The sequence below is a fragment of the Pseudoalteromonas sp. NGC95 genome, from assembly GCF_015864705.1.
Lineage (GTDB): Bacteria > Pseudomonadota > Gammaproteobacteria > Enterobacterales > Alteromonadaceae > Pseudoalteromonas > Pseudoalteromonas arctica.
Map to the genome: position 1 here is coordinate 1 of NZ_JADYWR010000038.1, position 20,845 is coordinate 20,845.

16 protein-coding genes and 1 pseudogene are annotated in these 20,845 nt (G+C 38.4%); 10 read left to right on the forward strand and 7 right to left on the reverse strand.

The features are described 5' to 3' along the window. The 7 genes and pseudogenes from I6E70_RS20750 to I6E70_RS19830 all read left to right on the forward strand — a co-directional run. A pseudogene (locus I6E70_RS20750) lies at positions 1-541 on the forward strand (EF-Tu/IF-2/RF-3 family GTPase); the annotation flags it as partial. A 1,005-nt stretch (positions 542-1,546) separates the two neighbouring features. After that, positions 1,547-2,470, forward strand: coding sequence for a restriction endonuclease (locus tag I6E70_RS19805; protein ID WP_197189425.1), 924 nt, complete (start codon positions 1,547-1,549; stop codon positions 2,468-2,470). A gap of 10 nt (positions 2,471-2,480) precedes the next feature. Next, entirely contained in the window at positions 2,481-4,976 is a 2,496-nt protein-coding gene (locus I6E70_RS19810; RefSeq protein WP_197189426.1) for a type I restriction-modification system subunit M, read from the forward strand. Positions 4,977-5,049: 73 nt separating this feature from the next. Then, entirely contained in the window at positions 5,050-6,621 is a 1,572-nt protein-coding gene (locus I6E70_RS19815; RefSeq protein ID WP_197189427.1) for a type I restriction-modification system subunit M, read from the forward strand. Continuing rightward, positions 6,618-7,826, forward strand: a complete 1,209-nt coding sequence (locus tag I6E70_RS19820; protein ID WP_197189428.1) for a restriction endonuclease subunit S — start codon at positions 6,618-6,620, stop codon at positions 7,824-7,826. The genes I6E70_RS19815 and I6E70_RS19820 overlap by 4 nt, the downstream gene beginning before the upstream one ends. 6 nt (positions 7,827-7,832) lie before the next feature. Beyond that, entirely contained in the window at positions 7,833-9,827 is a 1,995-nt protein-coding gene (locus I6E70_RS19825) for an RNA-binding domain-containing protein (RefSeq protein ID WP_197189429.1), read from the forward strand. Positions 9,828-9,882: 55 nt separating this feature from the next. After that, positions 9,883-12,768 carry a type I restriction endonuclease subunit R gene (locus I6E70_RS19830; protein WP_197189430.1) on the forward strand — a complete coding sequence of 962 codons (2,886 nt, stop codon included), beginning with the start codon at positions 9,883-9,885 and terminating at the stop codon, positions 12,766-12,768. Positions 12,769-13,027: 259 nt separating this feature from the next. On the opposite strand, the gene I6E70_RS19835 is transcribed toward I6E70_RS19830, so the two are convergent. The 7 genes from I6E70_RS19835 to I6E70_RS19865 form a co-directional block, all read right to left on the reverse strand. Then, complete coding sequence (locus I6E70_RS19835; protein ID WP_010555437.1) at positions 13,028-13,570, reverse strand: HGGxSTG domain-containing protein; 543 nt, start codon at positions 13,568-13,570, stop codon at positions 13,028-13,030. Between the two features lie 151 nt (positions 13,571-13,721). Then, positions 13,722-14,627: a YagK/YfjJ domain-containing protein gene (locus tag I6E70_RS19840; RefSeq protein WP_197189431.1), complete on the reverse strand. Its 906-nt coding sequence runs from the start codon at positions 14,625-14,627 to the stop codon at positions 13,722-13,724. Between the two features lie 197 nt (positions 14,628-14,824). Next, positions 14,825-15,052, reverse strand: coding sequence for a helix-turn-helix transcriptional regulator (locus tag I6E70_RS19845; protein ID WP_165726899.1), 228 nt, complete (start codon positions 15,050-15,052; stop codon positions 14,825-14,827). Next, a complete protein-coding gene (locus I6E70_RS19850) occupies positions 15,049-15,282 on the reverse strand; it encodes a helix-turn-helix transcriptional regulator (protein WP_024608664.1) in 234 nt (77 codons plus the stop codon). Before I6E70_RS19850 ends, I6E70_RS19845 begins: the two co-directional genes overlap by 4 nt. Positions 15,283-15,385: 103 nt before the next feature. Continuing rightward, the gene (locus I6E70_RS19855; protein WP_197189432.1) at positions 15,386-16,132 is read right to left on the reverse strand and encodes a hypothetical protein; all 747 of its coding nucleotides are present in this window, start codon (positions 16,130-16,132) and stop codon (positions 15,386-15,388) included. Then, positions 16,125-17,375 carry a tyrosine-type recombinase/integrase gene (locus tag I6E70_RS19860; protein WP_197189433.1) on the reverse strand — a complete coding sequence of 417 codons (1,251 nt, stop codon included), beginning with the start codon at positions 17,373-17,375 and terminating at the stop codon, positions 16,125-16,127. The genes I6E70_RS19855 and I6E70_RS19860 overlap by 8 nt, the downstream gene beginning before the upstream one ends. Positions 17,376-17,557: 182 nt before the next feature. Next, complete coding sequence (locus tag I6E70_RS19865; RefSeq protein ID WP_002958889.1) at positions 17,558-18,418, reverse strand: YicC/YloC family endoribonuclease; 861 nt, start codon at positions 18,416-18,418, stop codon at positions 17,558-17,560. A gap of 179 nt (positions 18,419-18,597) precedes the next feature. Here I6E70_RS19865 and rph point away from each other — a divergent pair, with 179 nt between their 5' ends. Genes rph through I6E70_RS19880 form a run of 3 tightly spaced genes read left to right on the forward strand, consistent with a single transcriptional unit; the run spans position 18,598 to position 20,411 of the window. Then, positions 18,598-19,311 carry a ribonuclease PH gene (gene rph, locus I6E70_RS19870; protein ID WP_002958890.1) on the forward strand — a complete coding sequence of 238 codons (714 nt, stop codon included), beginning with the start codon at positions 18,598-18,600 and terminating at the stop codon, positions 19,309-19,311. 18 nt (positions 19,312-19,329) lie between these two features. Beyond that, on the forward strand, positions 19,330-19,974 hold the full coding sequence (gene pyrE, locus I6E70_RS19875; RefSeq protein ID WP_007583381.1) for an orotate phosphoribosyltransferase: 645 nt from the start codon (positions 19,330-19,332) through the stop codon (positions 19,972-19,974). 56 nt (positions 19,975-20,030) lie between these two features. After that, positions 20,031-20,411 carry a diacylglycerol kinase gene (locus I6E70_RS19880; RefSeq protein ID WP_007583384.1) on the forward strand — a complete coding sequence of 127 codons (381 nt, stop codon included), beginning with the start codon at positions 20,031-20,033 and terminating at the stop codon, positions 20,409-20,411. The last annotated feature ends 434 nt before the right edge of the window (positions 20,412-20,845 follow it).

The following is a 20,845-nucleotide window of genomic DNA, read 5'->3' on the forward strand; positions in this document are numbered from 1 at the left end:
TCATCCGCATCAATGACGAAGTAGAAATTGTTGGTATCAATGATACAACTCGTTCTACTTGTACTGGTGTTGAAATGTTCCGTAAGCTTCTAGACGAAGGTCGTGCTGGCGAAAACATCGGCGCACTTCTACGTGGTACTAAACGTGAAGACGTTGAACGTGGTCAAGTACTAGCTAAGCCTGGTTCAATCAACCCACATACTACATTCACTTCAGAAGTATACGTACTTTCGAAAGATGAAGGTGGTCGTCATACTCCATTCTTCAAAGGTTACCGTCCACAGTTTTACTTCCGTACAACTGACGTAACAGGTGACGTACAGTTACCAGATGGCGTAGAAATGGTANCTACTTCCGTACAACTGACGTAACAGGTGACGTACAGTTACCAGATGGCGTAGAAATGGTAATGCCTGGTGATAACATCAAGATGACAGTAACTCTAATCGCACCAATCGCGATGGATGAAGGTCTTCGTTTTGCTATCCGTGAAGGTGGTCGTACTGTAGGTGCTGGTGTTGTAGCAACTATCGTAGCGTAATTATTAGCCTAGCTGATTGTTACCAAAAAGCCCGAGCTTAGTCTCGGGCTTTTTAATGTCTAGAATAAAGTGTCATATGAAGGTGGCGCTCTTACTTTAGGCGTAGGTGCTTTGTAGTAACGTTCAAAGCGTAATTATTAGCCTAGCTAATTGTTACCAAAAAGCCCGAGCTTAGTCTCGGGCTTTTTAATGTCTATAATAAAGTGTCATATGAAGGTGGCGCTCTTACTTTAGGCGTAGGTGCGTTGTAGTAACGTCCAAAGCGTAATTATTAGCCTAGCTAATTGTTATCAAAAAGCCCGAGCTTAGTCTCGGGCTTTTTAATGTCTAGAATAAAGTGTCATATGAAGGTGGTGCTCTTACTTTAGGCGTAGGTGTGTTGTAGTAACGTTCAAAGCGTAATTATTAGCCTAGCTAATTGTTACCAAAAAGCCCGAGCTTAGTCGGGCTTTTTAATGACTAAAATAAAGAGTGATTTGGAGGTGAGAATCTCACATTAGACGAAGATGCTTGGTAACAACATGCAAAATATTATTGCTATTAATAAAAAACCCGAGCCTAGCCCGGGTTTTGATAAGTTATGAATATGCCATAATTGGCTGAAAACTATTCAATATTTTGAATTTGAATATAGAGTAATTTATTTAACTTTTTATTTATCAATAGCTTGTCGTGTCATTGCTGCCTAGTTTTTGCTTTTGGTAACCGCTATGGTAACCACTTGGTTTGTGATTTAATCTTTTACTTAAATATTTGTATAAGTATAAATTAAAAGAAACCGAGCTACGTAGTAAAACTTACAATCAGCATCTAATGTTATTAGTTAGTGCTCTTGTGAATAATATAAGTTAGTTCTCTTCACTACTCAACATAAAGTGTGTCGATATGAGACATATGTTCATTACATAACCTTTGCCCCATAATCTTAATTTGTATATTATCTCAACTAATAAGAACAATGGATTAGCTGTTTAGTTACTAACTAATACGGCTGCAGGGAATAGTATGTCGTTACCAGATTACCAATCATTCATGACCCCACTACTGCAATGCTTAGCTAATGGCAAAACCGTAAAGCTTAAAGATATTGAAGCAAATGTTTATCAAAGCCTAAGCTTATCGGCTGAGCAGCTTAAACTGCGTATTCCTAGCGGCAAGCAAACTTATGCCTACCACCGCTTAAGTTGGGCTAAAACTTACCTTGTTAAAGCGGGTTTAATTGAGCAGCCTAAAAGAGCCTTTTGTAACATTACACAAAAAGGCTTATCAGCATTAGCAACGGGCGAACTAATCAATAACCAGTACTTAAGCCAATACCCTGAGTTTTTAGATTTTAAAACCCGCACTAAAGACACTAGCGACTCACTAGATGAAAACACTACCAGCTTAGTAAATAGCAACTCACACAAAACACCCGAAGAGCTTATAGAAGCCGCAGTAGATACACTCAATACTAACTTGAGCGATGAAATACTACAGGCAGTGCTTTCGGCCTCACCTGCGTTTTTTGAAAACCTTGTAGTCGATTTAATGCTAGCTATGGGTTACGGCGGATCACGTAAAGATGCAGGTCAAGCTACGCAGTATACTCAAGACGGTGGCATTGATGGCGTAATAAAAGAAGATAAACTCGGCCTTGAAATGATATATTTACAGGCTAAGCGCTATACCAATAAAACAGTGGGTAGACCAGACATACAAGCCTTTGCGGGTGCGCTTGATATGCACCGCGCTAAAAAAGGCGTATTCATTACCACCAGCGGCTTTAGTAAAGATGCACTGGAATATGTAGGCTTAATAGAAAAGCGCATAGTGCTGGTAGATGGTAAACAACTTACAGAGCTAATGCTTACTTATAACTTAGGCGTTAGCACTAAACAAGTATTTGAAGTAAAAGCGCTTGATAGCGACTACTTTATTGAAGATTAAAGGGAAATTTATGTTTGAAGTGCATCGTATGGCATTAGAAAAGCAACTTTGGAATATCGTTGATGCTCTAAGAGGAAGCTTTAGTTTTGATGACATTAAAGAATATGTTTTGGTTCTCATATTCTATAAATATTTATCTGAACATTTAAATAAGTTTGCGGATGAATTGTTAGAAAGTGATGGAGTAAAATTTGATGCGTTAAATGAAGCCTCAACTCAAGATGATGAATACCTAATGCTTGTAAGTGAATGTGCAATCGAACAATTAGGTTATTTTTTGATGCCAAAAGAGTTGTTTCATCGAATCGCTGAAAAAGGTAAAAACGGCGGCTTAGTAATTGATGTGCTTTCAGATGCCCTAAAGCAGATTGAAAATAGTACAGTAGGAAGAGATAGCGAAAATGATTTTAATTATGTCTTTGAGGGTCTTCGCAAGGCTCTAAGTCGATTCTCTGCTGGGAGTTTAGATAGTCGTAAGAAAAATAAGCTAATTGTTCAAGTGCTTACTTATCTAGATGAAATTAACTTCTGTGTTAATGATACTGAAATCGATGTACTTGGTGATGCATATGAATATCTAATTAGACAGTTTTCTGTATCTGCAGGCAAAGGAGGGAGTGAGTTTTATACCCCTCCTATGGTCTCTAAGCTGCTAGCAAAGCTAGTCACCAGTGATAAAGATTATTTAGGTTCAGTATACGACCCTGCATGCGGGTCCGGCTCATTGTTATTACAAGTTGCTAAAGAAATGCGTTCCAAAAAAGGTAAAGTTGGAAGCTATTATGGGCAGGAGAAAAACACCAACACTTTTAACCTAGCAAGAATGAATATGTTACTGCAGGGTGTTCATTACAAAAAATTTGATATTCAAAGAGGTGATACGCTCGACGATCCTAAGCACCTAAATATGCGCTTCGATGCAGTTGTAGCAAACCCACCATATTCAACTCCTTGGGATGGCGACGAAAAGTTAAGCACGGATATTCGCTTTGATGGCTATGGTGCATTAGCTCCAAAATCCAAAGCAGATTTTGCTTTTATCCAACACATGTATTATCAATTAAATGAAAATGGAACGATGGCAGTTGTTTTGCCTCATGGTGTGTTATTTAGAGGTGGTGCGGAAGGAGTTATTCGCCAAGTTTTAATAGAGGAAAAGAACTGCATAGATGCAGTTATAGGTTTGCCCGCTAATATTTTTTATGGGACTTCCATTGCAACTTGTATCTTAGTTCTAAAAAAGAATCGTAAGCCAAAACAAAGTATTCAATTTATTGATGCAAGCCATTTATTTGAAAGTGCTAACAGACAAAATTATCTACGAGATATCCACGTAGATAAAATTATTTCATCTTTTTTGAATAGAAATAATACTAAAAATTTCAGCTTTTTGGCTTCACTGGAAGATGTTTGTAATCTCAAATTTAATCTCTCGATTCGGCGTTATGTAGATGCCTCACCTCAACGTCAGTATCTGGAGGCCCTAAAAGAGCAGGTTCAAGGTTATACACCTGAAATCATTTTTAAACATGTCCTTCAAGCTACTACATATAAAAAGAATTTTTTAATAGAAGGCTCAGAAGATAATGCAATTTTGATTCCTAAGTCTCAAGGTGATGTTTTACTAGTGAGTGAGAGTGAGGTTAAATCACCGAATAATTACTTTATTTTAATTCTTAATGAACAGACTCTTCTTGCTAAATACCTTATTCAATATTTACGTTCTGAGCTAGGGCAGGCCTTTTTATCTGATTGTGCAGAAATCTCTAGCACTCGGAGCCATTATACCTTAGATGCACTTAGTAACTATTTATTAGCACCAATCCCTCCTTTAAATATTCAAAAATCGTGTATTGAAGCTAAAAACAAAGTAGAAGAAATTAGAAAGAAAATCACTCGATTCGAGAGTGATATAATTTTTAACCCAAATCTAGCTAAGAAAGTTGTTTATCAACTTTCTTCGACTACAAATTTTTTAGATGAGGCTAATAAAAAAGAGGCTTTATTGCGCTTAATAAGAAATGGTGAAAATGATGTTGTCGAATTTAAAGAGACTTTTTCATTTGATATAAATAGAAATAAAAATGATAAAATGTATAAGCCTAGCAAAGAGCGCCACATTGAGACCTCATCACTTAAAACAATAGTTGGCTTTTTGAATGCATCGGGTGGAACTCTTTTTATTGGGGTTTCTGATGAGTGTAAAATAATGGGGGTCGAACTCGAAATTAATCAGTTCCACAAAAATGTATTAGACGGTTTTCTTTTGCATTTTAAAAACAGTTTAAAAGAACGGATTGGAGAAGGATTTTATCCTTTCATTCAGTCAAAAGTTTACGACTTTAATGATCGTACAGTTCTAGTCATTGAATGCTCACCAACTAATACACCATGTTTTCTTGATAATACTGATTTGTATGTAAGAACAAACCCGGCAACAGATAAACTTACTGGACGAAAAATGTGGGACTATTTAAGTACAAAATTTATTAAAAAAGAAGATTAGCATTTAAAGCAATAAAGGTTACTTTCAGCCGTTCTACCCAATTAATAAAACATATTTTAATGAGATTAAATTAATGGTTCAACAACACCAACAAGAATTAAAAAAACAACTTTGGAATATTGCTAACAGCTTACGTGGCAACATGTCGGCTGATGATTTTCGTGATTACATACTCGGGCTTATTTTTTATAAATACCTGTCTGATAAGCTTAACACTTATGCCGACCAGTTACTGAGTGAAGACGGTATTGTATTTGCTAAAATTGACGAAACAACAGCAGAAGGTCAAGAGTACCTAGAAGCAGTAAAAGAAGAGGCGCTTGATAAGTTAGGCTACTTTTTAAAACCTGCAGAGCTTTTTCATGTACTTGCTGAGCGCGGCGCTAACGATAAGTTTATTTTAGACGATGTAACCAACGTACTTAATCACATTGAACAAAGCACCATGGGCGCAGACAGCGCCGACGATTTTAACGGTTTGTTTGACGAGCTAGACCTAACCTCTAATAAGTTAGGTAAAACACCGGATGCGCGCAACAAGTTAATAGCCAAAGTATTAGAGCACCTTGATAACATCGACTTTCACCTAGAAAGCAGCGAAATAGACATACTTGGCGATGCTTACGAATACCTTATTGGCATGTTTGCCAGCGGCGCGGGTAAAAAAGCAGGCGAGTTTTATACGCCGCAAATGGTGTCAAAGTTACTAGCAAAATTAGTCACCTTAAATAACCCGCATATTAAATCGGTTTACGACCCGACCTGTGGCTCTGGCTCATTGTTGTTACGAGTTGCTAAAGAGGCTAATAATCCTGATTTAAAATTTTACGGACAAGAGCAAAACCCAAGTACTTACAACCTAGCGCGTATGAACATGATTATGCACGACGTGCATTACACTAAGTTCGACATTCAAAACGACGACACGCTAGAAGTTCCTGCACACCTTGAGCAACGCTTTAGTGCCGTAGTAGCTAACCCGCCATTTTCGGCGGACTGGTCTGCCAATCCGCTACACATGAATAACGAGCGCTTCGCCGACTACGGTAAGCTGGCACCAAAAGGCAAAGCCGACTTTGCTTTTGTACAACACATGATCCACCAGCTTGACGACAACGGCACAATGGCGGTGGTGCTACCGCACGGCGTGCTGTTTCGCGGCGCGGCCGAAGGGCATATACGCAAACACCTTATTAAAGAAAAAAACTACCTTGATATGGTAATCGGCTTACCTGCTAACATATTTTTTGGCACGTCTATTCCTACCTGTGTGTTGGTGCTAAACAAACACCGTAACGCCGACGATAACGTATTATTTATAGATTCCAGCAATCACTTTGAAAAAGGCACTAACAACAACGTAATGCGTGAAGAAGACTTGCAGCGTATTTTAAACGCCGTAAGCAAACGCAGTTTCATTGATAAATATGCTTTTGCAGCCACACAAGCAGATTTAGCAGAGAACGACTACAACCTTAATATTCCGCGCTACGTAGACACCTTTGAAGATGAAGCGCTTGTGGATTTGAGTGAGGTAGCAAAACAGCTGATCACAAATGATAAAGCGATGCTTGAAACGGATAAAACAATTGCAGGTTTTTGTGATGAATTAGGTATTGAAGTGCCATTCGGAGTAAGTAAATGAATGTAGTTACTCCAAACCTTCGTTTTAAGACTTATTCAAAACCATGGGAAGTACAAGCTTTAGGTAAGCTTGGTTCTTTTCTTGGTGGAGGCACTCCATCAACAGAGAATCGAGCTTATTGGTCTGGTGATATACCTTGGGTTTCTAGCTCTGATATAAAAGAAGGTGATTTTTTTGGTATAAACCTTCATCGCTTTATTTCCAAGGATGCAATAAAAAATTCAGCAACAAAGAAAGTCCCAGAAAATAGTTTATTAATTGTGTCTAGGGTTGGTGTTGGTAAATTTGCAGTATGCCGTCACGAAGTATGTACCAGTCAGGATTTTACTAGTTTTACACCTGAAAATTGCTCTATAGACTTCATTGCTTATCAGTTATATAAAAATAAAAATAGATTAATAAATTTGGGACAAGGAACTACTATAAAAGGTTTTACAACTGGTGATTTAGCTTCTTTTAAACTTCATATTCCTGAAAAAGATGAGCAACAAAAAATAGCTGACTTTCTCACCTCTGTAGATACAAAAATCAGCCAGTTAACTGAAAAGCATCGCTTATTAAAAGACTATAAAAAAGGCGTAATGCAACAGATTTTTAGCCAACAAATCCGTTTTAAAGACGATGATGGAAACGCTTTTACTGAATGGAATGAATATTCTTTAAGGGATATTCTTATTTTACAATCTGACGCATTAAAAATGGATGATGAAGCTACTTATGAGCTGATCACTGTAAAGAGGGGGTTTGGTGGGGTTAAAAGTCGTGGACACTTTAAAGGTAAAGATGTACTTGTTAAAAGCCAATTCACCATCCACAAAGGCGAGTTTGTAATATCAAAACGACAGATAGTTCATGGTGCCTGTGGGTTGGTACCTGAAGAGCTTGATGGGGCTATTGTTTCTAATGAATACAATGTATTTAGACCTCAACCAACAAAGTTAGATATTGATTACTTTAATCGCTTGTCTACAACCCTCTACATGCGACGTGCATTTTTTATTAATAGTAATGGCGTACATATTGAGAAGTTACTGTTTAAAACTCAAAGTTGGCTTAAAACCAAAGTTCAGTTACCTTGCTTAAACGAACAACAAAAAATAGCGCAATTTTTACAATCGCTCGATAAAAAAATAGACGCTGTTAACGAGCAAATTGAACACACTAAGCTATTTAAAAAAGGCCTACTACAGCAAATGTTTGTGTGAGAAACAATGACTAATAAAATTAACGATAACCCAATAGCTAACATTATTGATATTCAAACTTTGCAAGAAAGCGTAGAGGTTGAGTGCAAGCAGGCTGGTGGCCGAGATGGACATGGTGCAGTGCCTAATGATATGTGGGAAACCTATAGCGGGTTTGCCAATACCCGTGGTGGCTTAATTTTATTGGGCATTAAAGAAAAAAAAGGCACGTTTGCAGTTGAGGGTATAATAAACCCTGCGCCCCTTATTAAGAATATTTGGGATATTGTTAATAACCCGAATAAAGTGAGTGTTAATTTACTCAGCGAAAGCGACGTGCGCATTGAAACACTTGAAGGCAAGTCGGTGATTGCGATTACTGTACCACGCGCACCGCGCGAAAGCCGCCCTGTATTTATTAATGCAAACCCGCTTAATGGGACTTATCAGCGCCGTTACGAGGCCGATCAAAAGTGTTTGCCACCGGCAGTAAATAAAATGCTGGCAGAGCAAGAGGAAGTGCGCGATAACCGTATTTTAGAGCATTTTACTCTTGACGATATAGACCCAGAAAGCCTTCGCATTTATAGGCAAATGTTTGTTGATGCCAAACCACAACACCCTTTTTTAGAATTGAGCGACCAAGAGTTTTTGCGCTCAATACGTGGCTGGCAACAAGACCGCGCAACAGGTAAAGCGGGCTTAACCCTTGCTGGCTTAGTGATGTTTGGTAAGTGGGATGCGATTCAAGATGCGTTGCCGAGTTTTGCACTTGATTATCAGGAAAAAGACGATAGTACACACCGCTGGATAGACCGAATTTATACTGATGGCTCTTGGTCGGGTAATGCTTTTGATTTTTATCGTAAGGTTTACCGTAAGCTTACGGCAGATTTAAAAGTTGGGTTTAGTTTAACCGATGACGGCCAACGACAAGATACCACGCCTGCGCATGAGGCCATTCGTGAAGCACTCGTTAATACACTCGCACATGCAGAGTTTAATACCGAAAGTAATATTTTAATTGAAAAACACCCTGACTTTATCGGCTTTAGAAACGCAGGCTTAATGCGTATACCTGTGCATGAGGCTAAAGCGGGGGGGAATAGCCAGTGCCGAAACCCCGCTATACATCAAATGTTTTTAAATATTGGTCTAAGCGAAAAAGCAGGGTCGGGTATTCCTAAAATATACAGTAACTGTAAAGCGCAAAACTGGCAGCCACCGCATATGTACGAAAAGGATGAGCTGAATCAAACCTTTTTAGAGTTGCGTATGGTTAATATTGTATCGCCTGAGCTTGATAAGCGCCTTACAGATACATTTGGTAGTGGCTACAAAAAGCTGAGCGAGCTTAAGCGAACTATTTTGATTACCGCCATTACTGAGTCATGGTTTAACCACGAGCGTATTTGCTCGTTGACCTCAGAGCATACAAGAGAAGTGACACTTGCGTTGAGTCAGTTAGTTAATGCAGGGTACTTAGAGTCGGCAGGCCAGCACAGAGGCAAGATATATCACTTAAAAGGAATACAAATCCCTACACCTGATAATGATGCAGGTAAGAGTATTACGTTTGTAGCCTCTCCTAAGTTAGATCAACTCTCACTGTTTGAAGGTCCGGAGTTAAATAACGAAGGTCCGGACCTAGATACTGAAGGTCCGGAGTTAAGCAATGAAGGTCCGGACCTAGCTTTAAATACTCCGGACCAAGACAATATAGAAGTAGAGACGGTTGCAGCTAATGAGTTATGGGGTTCACTATGGGTTATAGGTGAGCAAGTACGAGCTAACTCAAGTAGAAAGCAGAAGTCTGAGGTAGAGCAAGCAATAATAGCCCTATGTAAAGAAGCACAGCCGCACTGTTTAAGGTTGGGTGATATAGCGCAGCTGCTAGGAATGAAGCCCGACACGCTAAGACGTAATTACTTAAGTAAAATGGTTAAAGAGCAGGTATTGTTTTTGGCATATCCAACAATACCGAACCACCCAGAACAGGGTTATAAGTTACATAAAGATTAGCAATAAAGCTGTGAATGTATTGCATAAGGCTAGCACCAAGGAATTGTAGGTATAAATGAATTATCAAAGTGAACAACAATTAGAAGATAACTTAATTGCACAGCTTAGCGAGCAAGGTTTTACGCGCGTTGTTTTAAAAGACAACGCCGCACTTGAAGCTAACCTTAAGCAGCAGCTTGAAAAAGTGAATGGCTGCACGTTAAGCGATACTGAGTTTACGCAAATATTGGGTAAGCTTGGTAAAGGTAATATATTTGCAAAAGCCAAAACACTGCGCGACCAGCTTGATGTAACACTTGATAACGGCGACAGCAGGCACTTAACACTATTGTTTGATGAACCACAGCTAAACAGCTTTCAAGTAGCGCAACAAATTACAGTAAAGGGCACCTACACTAACCGATACGATGTAACGCTATTGGTTAATGGCTTGCCGCTGGTACAAATAGAGCTAAAGCGCCGTGGTATTGAACTAAAAGAAGCGTTTAACCAGATTAAGCGTTATCAAAAGCATTCGTTTCATGCCAACCATGGTTTGTTTAACTATGTGCAGCTGTTTGTAATGTCGAATGGGGTTAATAGCCAGTACTTTTCTAACAACAGTGAAATGTCAGCCAAGCAAACCTTTGATTGGACTGATAGCGAAAATAATAAAATAAGCCAGTTACACGACTTTGCCGAAGCATTTTTAACGCCTTCGCACTTAACGCATATGCTCACCAAGTACATAGTGCTCAATGAAACAGGTAAGTACTTAATGGTGCTTAGGCCGTACCAGTTTTATGCAGTAGAGGCGATTGTAGAGCAAGTTAAAACTACAACCGACAATGGCTACATTTGGCATACAACGGGCTCGGGTAAAACATTAACCTCGTTTAAAGCGGCGCAAATTATGACCTCGCTAAGTGAGGTTGATAAAGTAGTATTTGTGGTAGACCGTAAAGACCTAGACTACCAAACAGCACTTGAGTTTAATGCGTTTGTAAAAGGCTCTGTAGACAGCACCGATAACACCAGTATGTTGTTCCACCAGCTGTTAGATAAGCCAATGAAGGGTAGAAAGGTCAACCAAAGCCGTAATACTAAGCTGGTGGTTACGACATTACAAAAGCTTAATAACGTCGTGACTAAACAGCGCTATTTGAAAGAAATGCAAAGCCTACAAGATAAGCGCATTGTGTTTATATTTGACGAGTGCCACCGCAGCCAATTTGGTGATACACATAAAAACATTACCGAGTTTTTTAATAACGCGCAGTTGTTTGGTTTTACGGGTACGCCTATATTTGCCGACAACGCCGTTGCTAAAAACTCAGTTAAACGCACCACTAAAGATTTATTTGGTGAATGCTTACATCCTTATGTAATTGTGGATGCAATACGCGACGCTAACGTGCTTAAGTTTGCTATTGAGTACGTTGGGCGTTATCAGTACAAAGATGGCTCTAACAACAACCTAGATATTGAAGTTGAAGACATCGACACCAAAGAGCTTTTAACCTCGCCTGCGCGCTTAGATAAAATAACCGATTACATTATTGCCCAGCATAACCGTAAAACGCATAGCCGCGAATATAACGCTATGTTTTGTGTATCAAGCGTTGCAGAGCTTATTCAATACTATGAGTTGTTTGCGAGCAAAAAAGCACAAGGCAAACACAACCTTAAAATTGCCACCATATTTAGCTATGAGGCCAATGAAGAGGAAGAGTACGAATTAGGTAATGATGATGCGCAAATTAAAGAAGTATCAGCCAAGTATTTAAACGAAGGGCAAGCCGTTAAGCTGCATAGCCGAGATAAGTTAGACTCATTTATTAACGACTACAACACAATGTTTGGTACAAGCTACTCCACCAAGGACAGTAAGTTATTTGAAGACTATTACAAAAATATATCTAAGCGAGTTAAAGCCAAAGAGATTGATATATTGCTGGTGGTGAATATGTTTTTAACAGGCTTTGATGCTCCTAAACTCAATACTTTGTACGTTGATAAAAATCTTAAATATCATGGTTTGGTACAAGCGTTTTCGCGCACTAACCGTTTATTGGGCGAGACTAAATCGCATGGTAATGTAGTGTGCTTCAGAAACCTTAAAAAAGCTGCTGACACTGCCTTTACGCTCTTTTCGAACAAGCAGCCTAAAGAATACATAGAAACACCTTCGTATAACGAGCTACTTACTGATTTTAACAGCGCCTATGAAGCGCTAATGGCAATTACGCCTACCGTTGACTCAGTAGATGCTTTACCTGACGAAGAGGCTCAGGCGTTGTTTGTGAGGCAGTTTCGTGAGCTTATGCGCTTAAAGAACATGTTAAGCAACTTTGCTGACTTTGATATGGACTCAACCTCCATGGGCGAGCAAGAGTTTCAGGATTATACGAGTAAGTATGCCGACCTTGGCAGGCAGCTACGTGAGAACTCAAGTAAAGAAAAAGTATCGGTTTTGGATGACGTTGATTTTGAACTAGAGCTACTACACAGCGATATAGTAAACGTAACCTATATTTTGCAGTTATTACGTGAGTTACATGGTGAAGAAAGTGGCGATGAAAAAGCCCGTAAACGCCAAGTAATAGCAAACCTAATAGCCACAGACCCAACCTTATTAAGTAAAAAAGCACTAATAGATAAGTTTATGGACGAGCACTTGCAAGGCATACCTGCCAGTGCTGACGTTGATGAAGAGTTTGAGCTTTATTGGGAAAAAGAAAAACGCCTAGAACTTGAGAAGTTTGCCCAAGAGCAAAAGCTAAACCAAGAACGCCTAGAAAAGTTAGTAACCCGCTATGAGCTAAGTGACGAAATGCCACTAAGGGATGACTTCGCTGACGTACTCGAAACCAAACCCAGCTTACTACAACGCAAAAAAGTACTGCCCATTATTACCGATAAATTTAAACGCTTTGTAGATACGTTTATGACAGGCTTTTAAAGGGCTACAGTAGTGTTTTATGTAAACCGTCAACGGTTGACGGATCAATTATCCACATAACAAATTTACTTTAATTCCTTACTAATTCAAAGAATGTGGCAATAAATGGGGGGTAACGTTACCCCCTGTATATTACCGTCAACGGTTGACGGCCTCATTTTTAACATAAATAGTTTGCTATAGGCTTCATTTGAATCCTTCTATAGGGGGGTGCAACGTTGCACCCCCCTATAGATTACCGTCAACGGTTGGCGTCCTTCTACCAATTAAACTTAAAGGCTTTATTAATAAGTAGAAACTGCTTTCTTGCTTCACTCATACGTTGGTGGAAATAGGGAGCTTTTACTACTTTTGTGTGAATATGAAAATGGAGGTGTTGACTATCAATATCTTTGTAATGTGCATCAAGTGCCGATTGGATAATGATAAAGCTATCCGCGCCATAGTACTCAAGAACGCGATATTTAAAGCATTCTAATGCAACCCTGTGCTGCGCTATTAATGCATTTAACTCGCTGCTATCTGTATTGTTGAGTTTAGCCATATCGAACAACTGGAGATATGCTTCGATAGAGTATTCACTTAACTCTGGATCATAGCCTTGTATGACGTTCCAACCAGCTCCATTTTTGATAGGGTTAGTACGTACGGCAAGTTTGCCTTCAATCGTTTTTGCGCCTGTAGAGCGACCACCATGCAATTTACATCGACCATTACGCTTGTTGCCTAAGCGCTTACAGGGATTACCTGAACGTGTTTTAGCGCCACACTTGGGTAGACTTTCTAAATCAAACTTACTCATTTTTTGCCTTTTTATGATCGATCATGTTCGGTGAAATTTCGGTTCATAGGGTTTGTTTTTTGAAAATTTATTTTCTTTAAAGTTTTTAAAATCGAATATTTATATGCTTACCACCATGGGGTGAATATATAAATCAAAGGGTTATATTAATTTAATGCCACGTAAAGCGATCACTAAATAGAGGTTTATGTTGTCTGTTCGCGTAAGGTGATCGATCACCTTGCATGTGTATGTTTCGGTTCATAGAGTGCTGCAAAGGTACTTGATCGTTATTAACTTGATTAGGGTGATCGCTGTACTGTAATGAGCGATGAAGTTTAGATTGTATTAGCTGTGTACTGCTTATACCTGATAGCCTTTTTAGTAACTTGATACCACCAGCCTCTGAGTTATCTGGCTTTATTAGAGCCGCTTCTTTATTTCCCTGATATGTAATAGCTGGATTCACGAGCATAATATCGTTAAAGCATTTATCAACGTGCTCTGTTGAGTATTCAAGTTTACTAAATAAGTAGCTATGAGCCTTAATGTTAGCTTCTTTCGTGGCACGTTTAGTAAAATAGCTTAAGCGGTATAGAGCTGGTTCTATAGTAAGTTTATTACCCCTTTGCATTAGGTAGTATGGGTGGCTAACTAATGAGGCCGAACCTAAGCCATCAGATTCCCAAGCATGCTTTAATTGGTAGGTTAGCTTACTACTATGCTTTATTTTATGCCCACTTAGTAACACAGCTAAGTGATAATGATGATTTGAAGATGTATTTCTCTCTCTAGCGCATATATAACTTACTTTGCAGTTATATTGTTTTGTAAGTATCGACAACTGTTTTTTAATAAACTTTAAGAACATCTGATTATTAATAGAATAAGATTTAGTACTTAAGTCTATTCTTGCCACGAGTACTTTAGAGTAGTGAGAAAGCATACATTCACAATGCTTAAACACTTTAGTTAATGCTTTTAGATCTTGGCCTTTTGTCTTTGGTTTAAATACTCTGTAGCTATGGTCTTTGTATATAAAGTTTACTGAGTTAGTTGTTGATATTTTAAAGGTCATTGTTATATCTATTTGCCTTAGTTATTAATTGGTATCTTTCTTATATTATTTAATATCCGCTATTAGTGGATAGGCGCTTTACAGATAAAAGCCCTTTTAAAATAATAACTAAGATATATTTTTAGCTTGTTGAATAGCGTGTTTTTACTGATCATTTTGTTTCAAAGTGTGTCATCAGTAGGCCAAAAAAAAGCAGTTTATTTACCTGCTTTTGTGTGTTTTTTGGCTAGCCAATTTTTATAATCTTGAAAATGCCACATGGACCGCCCATTTATTACATGAGCTGGTGGAGGAAAATGGCCAGCCTTTATCCATCTTCCAAGTGTTGACCTACTGATGTTAAGAAGCTTTTGCAATTCAGGCTTTTTAATCATTCGAGCATCGTCAATATACATAGCAAGGTCTGGCAGGGGGTTATTGATCATAAAGCTGAGTTCATGTTGATGACCTCGCGGGATTGCACAAATTCTAGAAGCTCACTTAGTAGCCAGCATACTCTGTCACTATCGGCATGCAGTTTACGTCGTTTTGGGAATAAGCCTTTTTTCTCTAGTAGCCATGCACTTGTTCGTGAAACTGATGTGATTTTTACGCGCTCGGCTTCTCTCACTAGGCGATCAGTGAATTGCGTTGTTGGTGCTGTTAGTTGGTTCATATTGGTTTCTCCGGTTCATCATTGTTGATGGGGAGAATATTATTGGTTTGCGCATATGTTAATAAGCCCTTAGCTTGATAAGGGCTTATTAAAGTTTTTAGTGCTATGATTTAAAATGAATTTTATTTTTATAGTTAGTTTTTACCCACTCTTCAACTTCCTTAAGGGAGGGGGCTGAACTAGACTTTCGACCTTTTTTAGCAGTAGAGCCATACGCATCGTTAATATATGTTTTAATCGTTTTGTGTGAAGGAGGATAAATAGTATTTATAGAAAATAGAGCATCAATTGCCGTTGCTAAATTCGCTCTACTACATTTAGACATATGTGTGTGTAGCTTTATGTCACTGACTATTACATTGATAAGATCAATAAAAGGCTGATACTTTTTAGGTGAGGATTCACCTGCTATTGTTCGGTCTTTAGAGTGTTTTTCTGTGGCTCTTAAGGCATACAAATGTTCTACAAAGTCATTATGCTCTTGCACTTGTGATCCAAGCGTAAACATTTCGTGCATTAGCTTATTAAGCCAAAATTTGTAATCTACGCTAGACTTGTCTGGAAGTGCCCTTAGAGTGTCGTCCACCAGCATCGCTTTACGTTTAATCGATTCTTTCTCTAATAGCATAATATCTTGGCCAAACTCATCTTTTGGTAAGTTATTTATAGAAGATATTATTAAATTGGGCTTATCAATACCTACAGGTGAAGCTATTTCTTCTAACTGAGCATAATTAATATCATCGTCATCAATCTCTCCAAGCTCTTGAACATGTACCAAAAATGGCTGTGATTGAATCTTTAAACCTTCTCGCGGTATACATTTTGGAAATAATTTAAATTTATTCATTTAGATTAATTCCTTCAGATACCATTGATATCTTAGCTCTAGGAAGTATTTGATTTGCCATTACACTTGCAAGCTTTCTTCGCTCATCCAAGTAATCATATCTGTTGTAAATACCAGCAACACCACTAATAGTATGATTTAGATAACGTGTTACATCGTTTCCTTCATAACCAAGTTCAGCGAATAAGCTACGACATGTTCGTCTTAAATCATGAATAGTAAAGTGCTTAATGCCTTTAGGCTCAAGTAGGTTAGGGTATGATTTCTTGCTAATACTTTTGCCAAACATTTTAGCTAAGGCATGATTCAAAGTGTTTTCACACATATGACCATCTTTGCTAACTTTTCTTGCTGGGAATACGTATTCGGAGCCACACGATTTTATTTTCAACTCTTCAAATATGGGTATGACTTCGTCAGCAATAGGAATCTGAATATAAACTTCTTTTTTATTTCTTGTGCCTAAATTCCAAATCTTTTCATTAAAATCAAATTCTTCCCACTTTGCTTGAGTAACCTCGGTTTTACGGTTACCAAATACAAGAAGTAATACCATTGCTAAATAGTTATCTCTGGTAAAAACAGTCGAATTCTCTCTGAGTACATCAAATGTACTTTCAATTTCTTGCAGGCTTAATGCTCTTTTTCTACTTTTGGTTTGCCCCCCAGCGTCATTTTGACTAAAAGCTGCAGCAGGGTTTGACTTTGTGAGATCAAGTTTTTGTGCATGTTTAAATAGATTTTTACATAGGTTTAAGCACTTTGTAGATATAGAGGGACGCCCATCATTTACAACTTCTTTTATGATAGCCCTAATATCACGTGCATTTACATCATCAATTTTGAGCTTACCAATGTATGGTTTTATATCTTTAGTATATTGTCTTTCGAGCAGGTGAGGATTTTTTACTTCCTTACTTTTATCTTTAAACCAGTCATTAAATAGGTCGTTCATTGTTATGATAGTTTCTTGTCCCTGTCTTACTCTTTCGGCAAGTGGGTCTATACCATTCTTAATTTTTTTATTTATCAAGGCTGCTTCAATTCGAGCGTCAGATAATGTCTTGTCTGGAAAGTTGCTACCTTTTAGAGTCATAAAGTGGCGTTTATTATTGATAGTGTATCGAAGCTCCCAAGCACCGCTTTTTTTATCTTTGCTAGGCTTTATATAAAGGCTGTCACCAACACTAAACCTAAGCGTTTTACAGCTCTTAATATTTGCTTTGATTTCTTTTACATTCATTGAGTTACATCAAAAATGGTTACCAAGGATTATAAAAAGTGGTTACCAAGCGGCTTGGTAACCACTTTGGTAACCACTTGGACACGTACAATAGGGGGCTAGTATGAACGGTAGAAAACAAAAAGCCTAGAAAAATCTAGGCTTTTTAATGAGTTATAAACAAGTTGAAACAGGCTAAAACGCTATTCTATGTTTTGAATTTGTTCTCTCATTTGTTCAATCAATACTTTTAACTCTACAGCGGCAGTAGTGATGTCACTATTGATAGACTTAGATGCTAGCGTGTTAGCTTCACGATTAAATTCTTGCATCATAAAATCTAGGCGGCGGCCGCATGCGCCACCTTTTTTAAGGATTTTTTTAGTTTCTTTAACGTGAGACTTTAAACGATCTAATTCTTCAGCTACATCTTGTTTTTGAGCAAGATAAATAAGTTCTTGTTCAAGGCGCGACTCGTCAATGTTTGCTGTTAAGTCTTCTAGCTTTTGAGCCAGTTTTTCACGTTGCCACTTAGCAATCTCAGGCATGTGCGTTTCTACAATTTCTACTTGCTCTAAAATCGCATCAAGGCGGATTGCTATCATTTCTTCAAGGTTTGCACCTTCATCGCCACGAGCTGATTTAAAATCTTCGATTACTTGATCAAGACCAGCAATTAGTGCTGTATTAACGCTATCCATATCAAGTTCTTCAGCTTCCATAACACCAGGCCAACGTAATATATCAACAGGATTAATGTCGCCATTACTTTGCTGTTGAACCCATTTCGCGCTATTTATAAGTTGCTCAGCAAGGGCTTGGTTAATTGATAGCTCACCAACATGGGCAGGATTTGCTACAAACTTTAAAAAAACCTCAACTTTACCGCGTTGTAAGTGTTTGCGTAAACGCTCACGAATAACTGGCTCCATGCCACGAAATTGCTCTGGTGCGCGAATAAATGTTTCAAGGTAACGCTGGTTCACTGAACGAACTTCCCAAGTGCCAGTTCCCCAATCGCCTTTTATTTCGCGACGCGCATAAGCTGTCATACTGTGGATCATGGATATTTTCCTAAATTTATAAATACAATATTACGATGATTATACCGTAACACCGCTTAAGCTCTAGGGAAAATTTAATACACTGAATATTTTGCATACAGCTATTTATTTAAATCAGCATGGTATCTATACCCACATACACTTATAATGTCGCAAATTCTGAATTAAGGGGATCGTCAATGCGTCCAAGCGAAAGAACACCTAACCAAATTAGACCTGTTACATTTACACGTAATTATACTTTGCATGCTGAAGGCTCAGTACTTGTTGAGTTTGGTAACACCAAAGTACTTTGTACAGCTACTGTCGAATCGGGCGTTCCTCGTTTCATGAAAGGTCAGGGTAAAGGTTGGATCAATGCTGAATACGGTATGTTACCGCGAGCAACGCATACGCGTAATGCTCGAGAAGCTGCACGTGGTAAGCAGGGCGGTCGTACTATGGAAATTCAACGTTTAATTGCACGTGCACTTCGTGCTGCTGTTGATTTAAAAGCACTTGGCGAAAACACAATCACTATCGACTGTGATGTAATTCAAGCAGATGGCGGTACACGTACTGCTTCTATAAGTGGTGCATGTGTTGCACTTGTTGATGCGCTAACGCATATGCGTGCCAAAGGTATGATTAATTCAAACCCACTTAAGCATATGATTGCGGCTATTTCGGTAGGTATATACAAAGGTCAAGCAATTAGCGATTTAGAATATATTGAAGATTCAGCCGCAGAGACTGATATGAACGTAATTTTAACCGAAACAGGTAAAATTATAGAAATTCAAGGTACAGCCGAAGGTGAACCTTTCTCGTTTGATGAGCTAGATGAGTTACTTACTTTAGCTAAACATTCTATTCGTGAAATCATTGACGTACAAAAGCAAGCATTAGCATAAATAGGTAGGCCACTAGATATGAAAGATTATCAAAAAGAGTTTATAGAATTTGCTCTAGAGAAGCAGGTATTAAAATTTGGTGAGTTTACTTTAAAGTCTGGGCGCATAAGTCCTTACTTTTTTAATGCCGGTTTGTTTAATACAGGTCGTGACTTAGCACGTTTAGGTCGTTTTTATGCATCAGCACTAGAAGATTCAGCGATAGAGTACGATGTACTATTTGGCCCCGCGTATAAGGGTATCCCAATCGCGACAACGACGGCAGTTGCATTAGCAGATCACCATGATAAAGATGTACCGTACTGTTTTAACCGTAAAGAGAAAAAAGCACACGGTGAAGGTGGTACATTAGTAGGCTCAGAACTCAATGGCAAAATAATGCTAGTTGATGATGTAATTACCGCAGGTACCGCTATTCGTGAGTCCATGGAAATTATTGCACAAAATGGTGCAGACCTTAGTGGTGTTTTAATTGCATTAGATCGCCAAGAAAAAGGTAAAGCCGAGTTATCAGCTATTCAAGAAGTTGAACGCGACTTTAATACCAAAGTAATCTCTATTGTAAAATTAGCAGACCTTATTAGTTACCTTGAAAACCAAGGGACGATGGGCGAGCATTTAGCCTCAGTTAAAGCTTACCGTGATCAATACGGCGTAGCATAAATAAAAAGCCTCGCAGTGCGGGGCTTTATTTTGACCTTCATTCATAGAGTTTATTAATGAAAGATGTATTAAAACCAAATGGCTTAGGCCTCAAACGCGTTTTCAAAGCAACCTATTGCTCCTATCTTGGCTTTAAAGCAGCATTTAAAGAAGAAGCTGCATTTAGACAAGAGCTATTACTAAGCCTTATATTATTCCCCACTTCATTTTGGCTTGCTTCATCATTATTACACTGGGCAATACTAATTAGCTCACTGCTTATTATTCTAATAGTTGAATTGCTAAACTCTGCCATTGAAGCATTAACAGATCGAGTAAGTACAGAATTGCATGTATTGTCAGGTAGAGCCAAAGATATGGGATCTGCAGCCGTAACACTTTCATTAACGATCGTATTGATCATATGGGGTGTAAGTCTTTATATGAAGATCGTTTAAGCTCACTTTTAATATTTGTGAAGTTTAAACCCCTTTAGTTGTTAATAATTTGCTAGTTATGTTGTGTTTTTAACGTGTTTAGCTCAAATACTCAGCGAACAGCACATTATTTCAAGTTTTCTTAAAAAAAGGGTTGATCTGTTTTCGGATCTCCCTATAATGCGACCCCACTGAGACGGGAAACGCCAACGCATAGCGAGGCACGAACTACTCAGAGAGTTAAATAAAACTTCGGTTTTAAATTATCGAAAGAAAGTTTAAAACTAAGTGTTGACTCGAAAAATAAAGGGTGTATTATTCGCATCCCTTGAGGCGCTAAAGCGACTCAAAACGTTCTTTAACAATATAAAGCAATCATCTGTGTGGGCACTCGTACAGATTGAGTTCTAACAGCCAACCTACTTAGGTAGCGAGGCAAACAAATTAGAGTCTCA